The organism is Zobellia uliginosa (genome assembly GCF_900156625.1).
Taxonomy (GTDB): domain Bacteria; phylum Bacteroidota; class Bacteroidia; order Flavobacteriales; family Flavobacteriaceae; genus Zobellia; species Zobellia uliginosa.
The window spans coordinates 812,725-828,523 of sequence record NZ_FTOB01000002.1 but is presented as its reverse complement, the minus strand read 5'-3'; the positions used below and the strand labels follow the sequence as shown (position 1 = coordinate 828,523).

At 41.4% G+C, this 15,799-nt stretch carries 7 protein-coding genes; all 7 read right to left on the bottom strand.

Features of this window, described 5'->3' with window-relative positions:
- Positions 1 to 422: 422 nt before the first annotated feature.
- Positions 423 to 1,856 (bottom strand): DNA/RNA non-specific endonuclease, encoded by a 1,434-nt coding sequence (locus tag BW980_RS07915; RefSeq protein WP_076454442.1) that lies wholly within the window; start codon positions 1,854 to 1,856, stop codon positions 423 to 425.
- A 748-nt stretch (positions 1,857 to 2,604) separates the two neighbouring features.
- On the bottom strand, positions 2,605 to 6,111 hold the full coding sequence (locus BW980_RS07910; RefSeq protein WP_076454441.1) for an Ig-like domain-containing protein: 3,507 nt from the start codon (positions 6,109 to 6,111) through the stop codon (positions 2,605 to 2,607).
- A gap of 760 nt (positions 6,112 to 6,871) precedes the next feature.
- Entirely contained in the window at positions 6,872 to 9,745 is a 2,874-nt protein-coding gene (locus BW980_RS07905) for a type I restriction endonuclease subunit R (protein WP_076454439.1), read from the bottom strand.
- The gene (locus BW980_RS07900; protein ID WP_076454437.1) at positions 9,746 to 11,287 is read right to left on the bottom strand and encodes a Fic family protein; all 1,542 of its coding nucleotides are present in this window, start codon (positions 11,285 to 11,287) and stop codon (positions 9,746 to 9,748) included.
- 279 nt (positions 11,288 to 11,566) lie between these two features.
- Complete coding sequence (locus BW980_RS22740; protein ID WP_083690414.1) at positions 11,567 to 12,847, bottom strand: restriction endonuclease subunit S; 1,281 nt, start codon at positions 12,845 to 12,847, stop codon at positions 11,567 to 11,569.
- Positions 12,847 to 14,427 carry a type I restriction-modification system subunit M gene (locus BW980_RS07890; protein ID WP_076454436.1) on the bottom strand — a complete coding sequence of 527 codons (1,581 nt, stop codon included), beginning with the start codon at positions 14,425 to 14,427 and terminating at the stop codon, positions 12,847 to 12,849. The genes BW980_RS22740 and BW980_RS07890 overlap by 1 nt, the downstream gene beginning before the upstream one ends.
- 22 nt (positions 14,428 to 14,449) lie before the next feature.
- Positions 14,450 to 15,358, bottom strand: coding sequence for a phospholipase D family protein (locus BW980_RS07885; RefSeq protein ID WP_076454434.1), 909 nt, complete (start codon positions 15,356 to 15,358; stop codon positions 14,450 to 14,452).
- Positions 15,359 to 15,799 lie beyond the last annotated feature (441 nt).

The window sequence follows — 15,799 nt, the reverse complement described above, 5'->3', positions numbered from 1 at the left end:
TTTTAGTAAACGCCTCTCCATTAGAACGCCACTCCCTACAAAATGTCTTTGTTTTTTTTGAATTCCACCCCTGGCGACCCGAAATTATATCCCTACAAAATGGCCCCTGCCCTAGGAGGGGTATTTCTAAATTGGGGGCTGCCCTATTCACTTTGATGTTGTCAGGTTTTTTTGGACATGTCCGTGTAAAAGAATAAAAAAGGCATCAAGCGAGCGAAAAATTACTTGGTCAGCAAATTCTAGGCATTATAAGATTGTACGAGTGCGCTTCTTTTGTTCTTCCTTGCTCCATTTTAATTCTATCGGGGTTCTATGCAATCATATAAGTAAATGAAGCCATTAGCCGGGCTTTGTCCCAAAAACCTCCTCATATCATAGCTGTCCAAGAAAGAATTAAGTCCTGCTTGTGTAAAATACTTTAGCTAGACCGAGGGTTCGGTATCGACTGTTGCCTCTAAAACCGATTCTACGGAATCGGATAGGTTCTCAAAAAGGTCATAGCCGGTCAAGCTTTCTATGTGGTCTACCGTAGTTTTGAATTGGATCCAATCCGTATTGATGTCTTGGTCATTGGGGACCAATACGGCAATCACCCTTGTGGAGGTGGTCACACGTTGAATATCATTGCTTCCATTAGGCAAGATCAAGGCAACTTTCCAGAAGGCATCCGGTACGTTTATCTCCCCGTTTGATATGGTGTTTGCCGCCCCCTTACTTCCCGAGCCCCCGGTTCCTAGCACTCCGGAAATGATATGGACTTCATTGCCTTCCAAGGTCAACGAACGCAGATAGTTCTCAAGATTGGCCCATGACCTCTGGTTATTGTCCGGCGCCTGCGGTGCGATATTGGTCATATAATAGGTATTCTCATTGGAGTCCTCACTGCCATTACGGTCCGCCGAAGGACACAAATGCCCTCGGTCAAAGCCCGAATTGGTATAGTCGCTGGTGGTCGCCCTAAAGAAAGTATTGGGCAGGGTGGTATCCGATTTAAAACAGTTACACCTTGAAGTAGTACCCGTCCATGCCGTACTCAAATGCCAGCTCACCCAATTGGCCGTTCCATTGCTGTTATTGTAGGAAAGGCTAAAATCCGGTTTCGAGAGGAAGTAATTATCGGGCGAAGACGCGGCATTAGAGGGGTTTCCAAAGGTTAGGTTACTATCCATAGACGGACTATCTCCTCCCCCCGATGTATTTATATCAATTTCAATATTATCGATATTGATCCTATTGGCCCCGCCAGAAACCTTATAGATTCCGTAGCGAACGCTTTGCGTTTCATTTACCTCAAATGTCACCGTATTCAGGATGGTGGAATCCGTTGTAATGGTATCCCCGACAAAGTACCAACTTGCACCGTCATCGTATGACGCTACCAACCTCCAATCCGATGGCCCGTTATTACCGTAGGCCGCATGGCGTACAAGAACGCTACTCGCGCCATTCTCCATATTAAAACTCATGGTCAATGCCCCGCTATTTCTAATTCGTACCGACTTGGCCCCAAACTTTCGGTCATTGGCCAAAGTTCCTAAAAGGGCGTCGTCAAGATACCAGTCCCCTGAAGGAGATAAAGATACACTGCCCGCCGCATAACTTCCCTTGGAGGCCGATTCAAAGGTTTCGGTAAAACCCACCACCTTAGCCGCTAAGCCCTTGGGTTTATGTTTATGTGGCCCCTGATTATCATAGTAATAGGTAGGTACATCCAATTCGCCATTAATGGCAAGTCCTTCTATTGGGATTTCCCGGGCCGAATAAGGGTCGGGACGGTAATCCTCTTTAGAGCAAGCAACTAGAAAAAGAGAGGTCAGAACAAAAAGAGCAAGGTAATTCGGGGCAAAATACTTCATAGGGCTATGGCTTTATATCGTACACTGTAGTACCCCGCAAAGATAATGTAATATTTTACTTACTTTAAGATATACGTGTAGAATGCCCGGATATTGACGTAAATGGTATGAAAAATTCAGAAACTCAAGGGAAGTAATATTCAAGTAGGTTATAATGTCGTAATGAAATCCTTGATTTTTGGCTTACACATTTATTAAGACAGTGTCTTTTTAGGAAAAGTGACAAGGCTGGTAATCCCTTCCAGATTTTCGCCTATTTTTCCGTGAATTTCAAGTATTTCTTCTGGTTGTAGGCAATGGCGGCCCGCTAGATTACCGTGTTGGCCTGCGCCATCCTATGGGGTTATTTCCCTATGCCCCATAAATGCTTATTAGCGCTTTGTCCTCTACAAAACGTGAGAACCATAAGTAAAGTAAGAACTATCTATTTCATCTTTATACAAAGATTAATGGAGGGCTTATAGCACTTTCATAATCAACAGTCAACAATCGACTATTGCTTATTTGAACTAAATTATTCTGTCCTGTCAGATTCCTAATTGTATCATTAAACCCGTTTCAATTATTACATTTTGGAAGAGAAAGATAAGCACTAATGGGCTATTTTGAATGTTCCGCGCTTACTTAGAATTTTTGGGTAGAGAATCAATAACTACGTTTACAATAATTACGGAATAAAATTGCTAGGAACAATAGTCTCCGCTAGGGCAAACAATGCGCTAATACTTATAAATAGATTACGTGCTACCTATTGCGGGATAGGGTAATTATCATCCATATAATCTCCAATTGACCCTCCTAGACTATTGGAAATAGTTATTCCTGTAACATTTATACCTTCTGGTGGTATTCTATTTGTATGACTCCCACTCAAATAAACCTCTCCATTAGTCGGCATAGTAAAACTTCCTGATTTCATATCGCTTTCCGGGTTACCTGGTGTGGTATTCCACGTATTAATCAACGATAATCGAAGAGTTCCGCCGGGTGCTGTGCGCACCTCTAAAGTAGCATCTCCCTTACCTGTAGCGTTGGCAGTAACAATTTCAATAGTAACATTTGATCCGGCAGGAGCAGTATAAACACCCGTTGTTCGATTAAAAGTAATCGGGGTTTCAATTGATATGCTAATCGTCATTGAATCACTTCCCCCATTACCATCGTTAACCGTTAGTTCTACATCATAATCCCCTGAACCTGTATAGGTATGGGATGGATTCATTTCATTTGAAGTATTGCCGTCACCAAAATTCCATGAATAGGTTAAGCTGTCTCCGTTAGGGTCTGAAGAAGCGCTGCCTGTAAATGACACCAGAGAATTAGGTGCTGCACTACTAGGTCCCGAAGCCACGGCATCTGGGGCAAGATTAGTTACGGTTATCGTCAAGGTTGCGCTCACTTCAGGATTACTTGGGTCTTTGACCGTATAGGTGATTTGATCCTCGCCGGAAAAACCGTTGTTCGGGGTATAGCTGATGATCGTTCCAGAGACGGTCGCCGTGCCATTGGCAGGGCCGCTTCCTATACCTACGGTAAGGCCGTCGTTTTCAGGGTCGCTGATTTGGCCGGACACGTCTATGGCATTATTGGTGGAATTGCCAGGTACCGTAAACGTAAAGTCGTTGGCCGTTGGTGCTTCATTCGCCAAGGCATTTACCTGTATCGTCAGCGTTCCGCTCACCGCCGGGTTGTTCCCGTCACTGACCGTGTAGGTAATAACATCATTACCGGAAAAACCGTTATTCGGGCTATAGCTGATGATCGTTCCAGAGATAGTTGCACTGCCATTAAAAGGACCACTTCCTATACCTACGGTAAGGCCGTCGTTTTCAGGGTCGCTGATTTGACCGGAAACGTCTATGGCATTATTGCTAGAGTTGGCCTCTACACTGAAGCTAAAGTCGTTGGCCGTTGGCGCTTCATTCGCCAAGGCATTGACCTGTATCGTCAGCGTTCCGCTCACCGCCGGGTTGTTCCCGTCATTGACCGTATAGGTGATTTCATCCTCACCGGAAAAACCGTTGTTCGGGGTATAGCTGATGATCGTTCCAGAGATGGTCGCCGTGCCGTTGGCAGGGCCGCTTCCTATACCTACGGTAAGACCGTCGTTTTCAGGATCGCTGATTTGGCCGGATACGTCTATGGCATTATTGCTCGAGTTGGCCTCTACACTGAAGCTAAAGTCGTTAGCCGTTGGCGCTTCATTCGCCAACGCATTGACCTGTATCGTCAGCGTTCCGCTCACCGCCGGGTTGTTCCCGTCAGTGACCGTATAGGTGATTTCATCCTCACCGGAAAAACCGTTGTTCGGGGTATAGCTGATGATCGTTCCCGAGATGGTCGCCGTGCCGTTGGCGGGGCCGCTTCCTATACCTACGGTAAGGCCGTCGTTTTCAGGGTCGCTGATTTGGCCGGATACGTCTATGGCATTATTGCTCGAGTTGGCATCTACACTGAAGCTAAAGTCGTTGGCCGTTGGCGCTTGGTTCGCCAAGGCATTGACCTGTATCGTCAGCGTTCCGCTCACCGCTGGGTTGTTCCCGTCATTGACCGTATAGGTGATTTCATCCTCACCGGAAAAACCATTGTTCGGGGTATAGCTGATGATCGTTCCCGAAATGGTCGCCGTACCGTTGGCAGGGCCGCTTCCTATACCTACGGTAAGGCCGTCGTTTTCAGGGTCGCTGATTTGGCCGGATACGTCTATGGCATTATTGCTCGAGTTGGCCTCTACACTGAAGCTAAAGTCGTTGGCCGTTGGCGCTTGGTTCGCCAAGGCATTGACCTGTATCGTCAGCGTTCCGCCCACCGCTGGGTTGTTCCCGTCAGTAACCGTATAGGTGATTTCATCCTCACCGGAAAAACCGTTGTTCGGGGTATAGCTGATGATCGTTCCCGAAATGGTCGCCGTACCGCTGGCAGGGCCGCTTTCTATACCCACGGTAAGGCCGTCGTTTTCAGGGTCGCCTATATGCGGTTCCACATCTATACTGTTGTTAACGGAATTTATAAGGACGTTAACCGTAAAGTCGCTAGCCGTAGGTGCTTCGTTTGCGACCGTAGTGACCGTAACCGTATATACCTTGGTCATACTACCCTCTGTAACCGTATACGCAATAGGATTGCTAAAATCCTGTGCCACTCCGGACATTGGATTCACCGACCCGCCAATAAACTCTATCGTAGGAACCAATGCCGTGACGTCTGTCCCAGATGGTAATTCTAAAGTGATTTCCGTGTCAGATATAGTCCCTTCCACCCCATTCATACTAAATGAAGTTATTTCAATAGCTCTTACTTCTTCCGTTACCGTTACCGTCCACTCTTTTTCATCACCGTTCTCTGCCGTGACCGTATAAACGACCGGGTTCGTAAAATCTTGTGGTGCTTCGATTCCAGGTAAGACTGTGGCTGCCTCGGAGACCGACAATACCGATGGCGCAATATTCCGTTCACTTCCTTCTGGTACGGTTACAGATATGGTTTGGTTCTCAGCATCAATTATGGCCGCACCCATCTGTTCCGGTAAAGAGAAAGCTAGAATGTCATTCTCTCCCGATGAGAGTTCCTCTACCACTTCAAGCACGACCTCTGTTGTAATTACCTGTCCATTATCGTCCTGAAGATCAAACGTAAGAACTACCGTCCCTAGTTCTGTGGCCTCAAAGTTATATTGATAAGTGCCGGGAACGATTTGAACATAAGTGTCTGTTTCCAATCCCGTGCCGTCTTCCTTGGTCCATTCCCCCGACCCCACGGTAATATTATAATTACGTTCGTAGGAGGTATACCCAGCCCCTTCATCACCCAGAGTGACCGTAATAATTGTGGTACCCCCCACAAGAAGTTCATTATCGGCCGTGGTAGCCGTCCATGTTGCAGGCACATTTTTAAGAGTGTAGACTAACTCCAGTTCCTTGGAAAAACCATATAAATCCTCTGCTTGAATGAGAACCTTATGCCCTCCAGCTTCAGTACCTATATAATTGAGGTTGAGGGACAACCCTTCAAAAAGATACATTTCTCCCGGTACTAAGGGTGCTCCGTTCCCATCCTCAAAAAAGCCCTCCCCTTCCTTTACCGTATACTTAAAGCTATAGGTAATTTCATCTACAATTTCCTCTGGAGATACGGTTAGGACCGTTGCAAGAGATTCGTTAACAAATCCTTCCTCCGTATTATCGCCCAATAGATCAAACTCTACTTCAGTTAGAAGATGAACCTCTTTCGTACACGCGAAAAGGATGGCCAACATTATAAAAAAATATGTTGGATATCTATAGCTTCTGATCATAGCGTTGGGGGACTCTAATATCTAAATAAAACGCATTGACTTTTATGCTCTTGTTCAAAAGTTTACATCCTTAGTTGGGGCTAAATATAAATAAATTAAAGCTCAAATAATTAACTTTTACGAAAAAGCATGGTGCCGTTAGCTTCAAAACATTCAAATCGAACTCGACGATAATCGTAATCTCCCGCCATAATTAAGTACAGTTTTTTTAGGAGAGGCTCAACTGTAGTACCATATAAAGATAACATAGCATTTTACTTACTTATTGTCCGGGTGATATTAAAGTTTTACGTAATTGCTAATTTCGTTTGGAGCTAGGGATGAAGTAATTACGGTCATACCGCATCATTAACATTTTACGATGTTTCTAAGAAAAAGACGTCCTCAGTAAAGCTGATTACAGATTAAAAAAGGACAAAATATTTTAAGAAAACCACTGAATTATTTCTTCGCCCAAATTATCATTTAGCTTGTTCCTCCTAAGGACATTTAATTTTCCAATTGCACATTGATGTTTTACATCTCCTTCAAAAGGAATAAAACTAGGTTTTTCAGTTTCCAAGGATGGATATAACAATAACGCATAATATGAATCCCAATATTCATTGTAGACATAAATCAAATTTGAAAGAAAGCTAAACCTCTACTTATGATTATCAATATCTTCGACAGCTTTGAGGATAGAAATTCTTTTTATTTCTTTCAGTTGGAATGCCATATTCTAAGCACTTAATCCTTGAACGAAAATGGACACGAACTCTTTCATTTTATCTAAAATACGCTCCCCTATTTCCCTTGCTTTTAAAATGCTAGGTCTATTGTCCAAACACTTAAAAACCTCGTCACGTATGGGTTCTTGGCCACTATAGATATAACTCTCGATCAAAGCATTGAACTGGGCCTTATCAAGGTTTTCCTCTTCGCACAATTTAGACAGGGCCAATACCTTTTGTTCCTGCCAATACCTTTCAAATTCGTCTTCAATATCATCTACATCATTAATTTGCGGTAAATTTTCTTCAATGAATTTCTCGATAAGTTCGCGTTTGCTACGCAGCATAAGATCTCCGCCCAATAAATCGATAATAGCTTTTTTCTGTGCCTTAACTTCCGATGATTTAGCCCCTTTGAGTTTGGCCAACAACTTCAGGATATAGGCGACATTTATTTCATCACGATGTATGAGCTCCAACTCAAAATCGATATCCTCCAAGATGGATGTTTTTTGCTTTGCCCTATCTTGTTTTATCTGGTCATAGAGATCTAAATATTTACTTTTATAATCTTCGTATTCCTGTTCGTTTATGGTAAGGTCTTCCCAGTCAAAATCGGTGTAGGACTGCAAAACGTTCATGCTTCGCATAAGTTTACGAAATGCCTGAACAAATTGTGCCTGCTCTTCTTCACTGGGTAAATCGTCCACACTTTTATAGCTAGGTGCCACATCCCGTAAGTTTTTGAGTGCCTCGTCAAACTTATTGGCTATTGCCTCATAATTGGGCATAACAACTGTTTCAATGGCATCCTTATTGGAGAAAAGCGTTATGGCATCGTCGGTCGCCTTTTTTAGGTTGCGGAAACAAAGAATGTTTCCTTGTGACTTCTCTTCACCCAATATTCTGTTGGTTCGGGAAAAAGCCTGAATGAGGCCATGCTGTCTTAAGTTCTTGTCTACATATAGGGTGTTTACCTTTTTAGCATCAAATCCTGTAAGCATCATATTGACCACCAATACAATGTCCAATCTATCTTTTTCGTTATTAAAGGTGGTTTTCTCCCGCTCCTTTAAACGCTTGCTGATGTCTTTAAAGTAATTCTCAAATTGTTGAGCATCTTTGGTGGAGAATTTGGTGTTGTACATTTTATTGTAATCACCGATAAATACATCCAATTGATCTCTTGTATGACCGGATCGGTATTTTATTTCGGGTTCTGCAGCTATGGGTAGTTCATCTCCCGGCAAGTAATCTTGTGCCTCTTCATCTTCTTCATTGGCGCCATAGGTGAAAATCGTAGCTACCCGTAAATTATGCCTGCCTTCTTCCTTTTTCTTTTGAAAGAGCTGGTAATATCGTATCACATGGTCGATACTGCTTACGGCAAATAGTGCGGAGTAATCTTTATTGAAGGTCTTTTGATCGTGGTAGGCAATGATGTAATCCACTATTTTCTCCAAGCGATCAGGGTCATCAAAGACTTCTTTTTTATCAATATCCTCGACTTCGATATCTATAAAGGTATTCCCTTTTTGCTTGTACCTGCCCACGTACTCAATACTGAATTTGAGCACGTTCTGGTCCCTTATGGCATCCGTAATCACATACTTATGCAGGCAATTGCCGAAGAGGTCCTTGGTGGTACGTTTCCCTAAGTCATTTTTTGACGCATTACCGGCAAAAATGGGCGTACCCGTAAAGCCGAACAATTGGCTTCCTTTAAAATATTCGGTAATTTTTTTGTGCGTTTCCCCAAACTGGCTCCGATGACACTCATCAAAAATAAAGACCACTTTTTTATCCTGTAAATGGCCGAGGTTTCTCTCGTATCGGGATTTGGAAATGGCATTGTTCAATTTTTGAATGGTAGTCAGTACCAATTTAGAATCGTCCGCGAGTTGTTTTACCAAAGAGCGGGTATTGTCCGTAACGTCTACACTGTCTTTTTTAAAGGCATTGAACTCCTTCATGGTCTGGTAATCGAGGTCTTTACGGTCTACCACAAAAACCACTTTATGCACCTCTGGCAGATCCATTACAATTTGGCTCGCCTTAAAAGAGGTCAAGGTTTTGCCCGATCCTGTGGTGTGCCAGATATAGCCATTTTCGTTGGAAGTCGCTACTTGGTTTATGATGGCCTCTGCGGCGTAGTACTGATAAGGCCGCAGTACCATCATGATCTTGTACGCCTCGTTCATTACCACATAGTGGGCGATCATTTTACCCAAATGATCTGGATCAAGGAATGCTTCTGCAAAATCCTCTAATTCGGTTATATTCTTATTGTTCTTATCGGCCCAATAGAAGGTCTGTTTTACCGATTGCAATTTGTTGTTTGCCAAATACTTGGTATCGACCCCATTGCTGATCACAAACAATTGTACATATTGGAACAAGCCGTGATTGCTCCAAAAGGAATGTTTTTGATAGCGATTGATCTGGTTGAAGGCTTCCTTTATTTCGAGTCCTCGACGTTTAAGCTCTATTTGTACCAAGGGCAGGCCATTGACCAAAAGCGTAACGTCGTAGCGGTTTAGGTACGAGCCCTCTTGCTGCACTTGGTTGGTGACCTGAAAGCGATTGTTCATCCAGTTTTCCGAATCGAAAAAACGCACATACACCACCTCACCATCTTCGCGGGTAAAGCTAAAGCGGTCCCTTAGGGTTTTGGCCTTTTCAAAAACATTGCCTTTGGCCAAATGGTTTAGAACGGCATCGAACTCCTTATCGGAATAGGTAGTTTTGTTAAAGGCCTCTAACTGTAACTTTAAATTGGAAACCAGGGCATCGCCATCTTGTATTTTTACAGCAGCATAGCCCAGGCCAATAAGTTGTTGGATCAAGTTATGTTCTAATAGGGCCTCTGGTTGTTTGGTCATTTAATCTTCTAAAAAAATGGTTTTATATTGCTTTTCGATTTCCATGATTTCTTTCTCATTTAAAGCCGAAAATTCTTTTTTCAACGCTCTTTTTGATAAAACGCCATCATTTTGTTCTAAAAAACGAACCAGAATAGCAACCATTTTATCGGGCATTTCAAAATTGTTGTCTATAAATTTTTTAAATGCATCATAGTTTTGCAAATAGGTTACTTCTTCAGGAATAACGCGTTCTAGAGTATCTTGTACGCAATCGTATAAAAATTCCGCTTGTTTTGTAGCATCGAAATAACGGTAAAAATCAATGGTATCATTAGTAACATCAACATTATGGTCTTCGGTTTCTTTCCAATCAATATGGTCTAACAAGGGGTGTGAATACGATTCCAAAACGGTTTTGTAATCATCTATGTGGTCGAGTATGGATGAGGACACAGGGAAAATAACGCCTTGTTGTGTAAATTCTTTTTTTGCTAAGATATGATGGATAATATAGCGATGTAATCGTCCGTTACCATCAACAAAAGGATGTATGAATACAAACCCGAATGCTATGGTCGCTGCTGCCAACACCGCATCATAAGTATGGTCTTGCAATGCTTCATTGGTTGCTATCAATCCTTTTAAAAGGGGTTCAACATCATCCGCTTTTGCGGATATATGGTCTGGAATAGGTTCTCCTGTGACCCGATCATGTTCGCCAACAAATCCGCCCTTTTTTCGCAATCCCATCTCTAAAAATCGACTATTTTCTATGACTATTTGCTGTAAGCGAATTAATTCCTCTATGCCCAATGGTTTTTGACCCGCTTGCCCAATAGCTTTTCCCCAACGCATGGCCCTGTTGTTTCCGGGGTTTTCGCCTTCTATGGTAAAAGAGGCTTTGGAATCTTTTAGCAATAAAAAAGAAGATGCGCGTTGTAACACATCTTTATGGATACCGTTAAGGAATGTATTTTTCTTACCTGCTATATTGGCAGTGATATAGGTTTCCAGTTTCTCGGTCTTAAAAATTAACGGACAAAAATCTATGGTTCCCGGAAGGTTATTAATAATCTTTTGTTTAGCAACTTCTTCCCCTTTTATCGCGTATTGCATACTTGCATCTAACAAAGGAATATATTTACGCTTTTTTAAATCAACCTGTACATCAATTTCCTCTTGTTGCAACCATTCATATAAAAACCACATTTTACGGCTATATTGCCCCATCGGTTCTATATGTAGTATAGTTGTTATAGCTTCTTTAGATATGTTTTTAAATAATGATTTAAATACCAAAAGGTTAATACCTTCATATTTAATGGCAAATACTAATTGTTTGTATAAAGTTTCTTCCGGTTGGTATGAGGTTGGAAACACCTTCCAACCCTCTTGATTATATTTTTTACTCTTTTGAGTAATTAGAGATAATGTATTTGGAAATGGTATAGGCAACTTTAAATTTTCTATAATGGCACCATAACCCACTATTTTTCCTTTTTCAGGCGTAGTTTTTCCCTGAAATATGGATGTTTCAATTGATGGTATAGCTATTTCCATGTTTTAAAATTCTCTTTGTTATAAATAAATATAACCAAAAAACGTGCGCTAATTAAAAAAAACGTGCGCAAAAATTAAATTAAACAAAAAAACGTGCGCAAAAATTGAATTAAAAAACGTGCGCCATTGAATAAAAACGTGCGCAAAACTTCATACAACTAAAAAACGTGCGCCATCATCCCTTAATTTTTGAATAACCCGATGTTTCCAATGCTTTTTTTGTTTCAACTACGCTCAACAACCAAGCACCGATAATACCATGTGTTTCAATTTTTACCCTTACACAAACATCTGCTGCAACAAGCCTTTTTTAAAAGTCTGGGTTTGGTTGAGTTGTTGGTTGACCTGTTCTATTTTGGCATCGATACTTGATAAAAAACTCGCGATTTTTTGTTGTTCTGGCAATGATGGGATTTCAATCTTGATTTTTTCTATTGTTGATTTGGATAAACTAGGTACTCCGGATGCTTCATTATAGAGTTTCCAATTTATAGATTGAAATTTTAAATAAATAAAAAAAGGTAAAACTTCCTTGAATGAATGTGTATAGAATAGTGTATCTACAGTCCAAAACTTACCACTTAAAAATACAGGTTTGTCAATAGTCCCTTTTCTTCCTATTCCTACGCTATCTCCATCAAATAAATACTCGCTAACTGATGTCATGTACCCACCAGTACCATAAACGGGAATGTCTCCTTGTGAAAGATGTTTATAATCACGCCCACTTCCAATTGTTAATATATCCCCCAACCGTTTCTCCTCCCAATCGGGATAGTCATTCCCATCATCATCCTTAAACCTCAGTTTACCCGAAAACAGTTGCTGCATCACCCCTTTTTTGTAGTCCTCCAACAAGGCTTTCTTTTGGGTGAGCTGCTGTATTTTTTGATCTACGGCAGACAAAAAGGCCGCTATTTTTTGTTGTTCGGGGAGGGAGGGGAGGTTGAGTTTTAATTTTGATACCCTCCTCGTTGACAGGCTTAAAACTTTAGTGCCTTGAGCGATTGTCATTATCTGCTTTCTTAACTTCCAAGATTTTAGAAGATAGCTCATAAAACCGACTGCTGTTTTACCTGAAATAGGCCTAGCTAAAAAAGTATGCAATCCAGCTAATATTTTTTCATTATTAAGGTCTAACAGCTCAATAGATTTGCCAATATCAGCATAGTCTTCGGATGCATCGGCAATTATGATATCTCCAACTTTACAGTAAGATTCTTCTTTAACTTTAGATAAGTCTACATCCTCATTTATAAAAGGAACACATTCACTTTCTAAATAAAAATGAGATTGAAACTTAGTATGTATATCTCCATAATGGATATTTCTAACTATTCCCTTATCATAATTTAATTTCGCTCTAGAAAATGAATTTGTAGTATGAAATGAATAAAGCTTGCCAAAAGAAGTTTCCCTAATTCCCCCCTCAAACTCTTTAAAGCGTAATGCCGGAACAAGAGATTGCTTCGTTGGCTTCGAAAGAGCAGATTGTTTCGCTCTTTCCTCACTCGCGATGACGGGTTGATTTGATATTACGTTTGTATTTTGTGCTGCCATTAAAAAGGGGTATCTATGCCCAGTTCATCACAGAACTGTTGTATGGTGTTATCGGTTTTCCTTATCTCTTTTTCGAGTTGTTTTAAGTCTTGGGAGACTTGTTGCAAGTCTACCGGCTCCTCTTCCTCAAAGGTGTCCACATAACGAGGTATGTTCAGGTTGTAGTCGTTTTCGGCTACCTGGGCCAATGGAGCCACATAGCTATATTTGTCCACCACGGCATCGTCCAAGGCTCCGCTGCTGTAGGCCTTATAAACATCTATTATTTTGGTAATGTGCCCGTCCCGCAACACATTTTGGGTCTTTACCTTTTCAAAATGTTGGCTAGCGTCTATAAAGAGTATATTCTTAGCTTCTGACCTGTTTTTCTTCAATACCAAAATACAGGTAGGGATGCTCGTACCGTAAAAGATATTGGCGGGCAGGCCTATAACGGCATCGAGGTAATTACGGTCTTCTATCAGGTACTTACGTATATGCCCTTCGGCAGCCCCCCTAAACAGTACGCCATGGGGCAATACACAGGCCATGGTACCATTATCGGCCAATTGATGCACCATGTGCTGTACAAAGGCAAAATCGGCCTTACTGCCCGGTGCCAGTTTGCCGTAGGCGGCAAAACGGTCGTCGCTCATAAACAAGGGACTCGCACTCCACTTGGCCGAAAATGGCGGGTTGGCGACAATGGCCTCAAAACGCATATCTACATGCTGTGGTTTTTCGAGGGTGTTTTCGTTTTTTATATCGAACTTTTTGTAATGTACATCGTGCATAATCATGTTCATGCGGCACAGGTTGTAGGTAGTGGGGTTCATTTCCTGACCGTAGAATCCGCCCACTTGCTTTACTTGTTTGGCAACGCGTAGCAACAAAGAGCCAGAACCACAGGTGGGGTCGTAAACACTCTTTAACTTGTCCTTACCCAAGGTGACCAATTGCGCCAATACGTTCGATACCTGTTGGGGGGTATAAAACTCCCCCGCCTTCTTCCCTGCACCGGAAGCAAATTGCCCGATCAGGTATTCGTAGGCATCGCCCAGCATATCGCTTTCAGAATTGGCTATATCAAAATCGATTTCCTCTAAATGCGAAAGTACTTTTACAATGAGTTCGTTCTTATCGTTCTCCGACTTCCCAAGTTTAGAACTGGTGAGATCCAGATCTTCGAAGAGGTTGCCAAAATCCTCTTCACTTTCACTACCCATGGTACTCTGCTCAATATGCGTCAATACCCTAGATAGATCACTTAATATAAATTGGTGTTTTCCGCCGGAATTGCCACGTCTGGCCAGTTCGGAGAACAGCTCAGAGGGCAATAAGAAATAGCCTAGTTTATCCAAGGCGGCATCCCGTACGGCTTCTATGTATTCCGTTTCCTGCGGATGGCCTTCCAAATCGCGGAACTTTAGGTTGTCCGGCTCCAAGATTTCGTTGGCGTAGAGTTCCATTTTTTTACTCAGGTATTTGTAAAAAATGAAGCCTAGTATGTAGTCCCTAAAATCATCGGCATCCATCTTCCCTCGAAGGGTATTGGCGATGTTCCAGAGTTGGGCTTGTAGTTGTTGTGTTTGTTGGGTCATTTATATTAGTTAAACGCTAAATTTATAATAATTCGGCCAAAGACTGTGGGTAAACAATCCATTTCTCCCCTTTGGCATTCTCTCTATATTCAATTCCTACCGACTTACCATTTACGGTTATGGTAGTCTTATCTACAACATATCCATTTGCTATCATAACCTCAATGACTTCTGCAAAAGATTTCCCTTTTAACTTTCCAAGATTTGTTGCGGAAAGAAGTTTATTTTTTGTCTTGGGTTCCTGTATTTCGATAATCGGTTCTGCCAAGCTATTTTGTTTTTCAAATTCCTCCCTACTTACCCTTTCCGTATATGGTAGCTCGTCTACAAAGGTACGATCCATAAATTCAAAAACGCTTCGTTTTTTCGGGATCCTTCCACTTAATAATTCCTCGGTAAGATCTAAAAGCGTTTCAGATCCAACATAATCTTTCGCAATCAAAAACTTCTTTTTATACGTTGGCCTTCTTATAAAAGCGGTGCTATTTTCCCCTAAGATCTTCATGGTTTCCTGCCAAGCTTCCTTATCGATGGCAGAACCTCCCAAAAGTGAGGTCTCACTGATTACCCCGAACTCGACATTGTTTTTAAATGAATAATCATACAAATTGATAGATGTTATAATGCCCTTTTTCTCATTGGCATAATATTTTGCATGTAGATTGGGAATGAAAACAATAGAAACATTCGGAAAGTCCTTAAAATAATCTAGGTCTTCTTTTTGTAAACTCCGTTGTGGATTTTTTTTGTTTTTTCCAAAGGCAATAATAATGTGTAGTTCTGAATTTTTCTTATGATTTTCAAAAAGAGCCTTTTTGAAATAATCATCTAATTTAATGTATGGAGAAACAATTAACAATTGCTTCTTTGCCTTATGAATAATCTCATAAACCTCGTCGGTCAGCTGTTTTCCTGTAATGAATTTAGCCATTTTAATAAAATATTAATATGGAGCAATTTTAATCAATGTTCAAGTTGTAAGTGGTTAAATTCCAATGACATCATCAGTCATTTTCAAGCTTCTAAAGTTAGAACAATTCATAAATTGAAGCCAAATTTTACGCTAAATCCCCCTTTTTATTAGTTCAAATTAAAGCGAACAGACTCTATGGATTAACACTTTCAAAATTGCCTTAACGCCCCATATTTACCCCGCTGCAACTTAGCCCCTTTCTTCCATTCTTTTTTACAGTTTTCCGTAAACGTCTTGTAAAAAAATCTTCATATGGTCCTATCACCATTCCCCCCCACCCCTACCTTCTTTTCCTAAAGAAATGATAACATTTTGTGAATCCCCCTAATTTACTATTCCCTCTTTGGGCTCAATTGAATGCTTTGTGTATTTTTATGAGATGCGCGAACCAAAAATTAA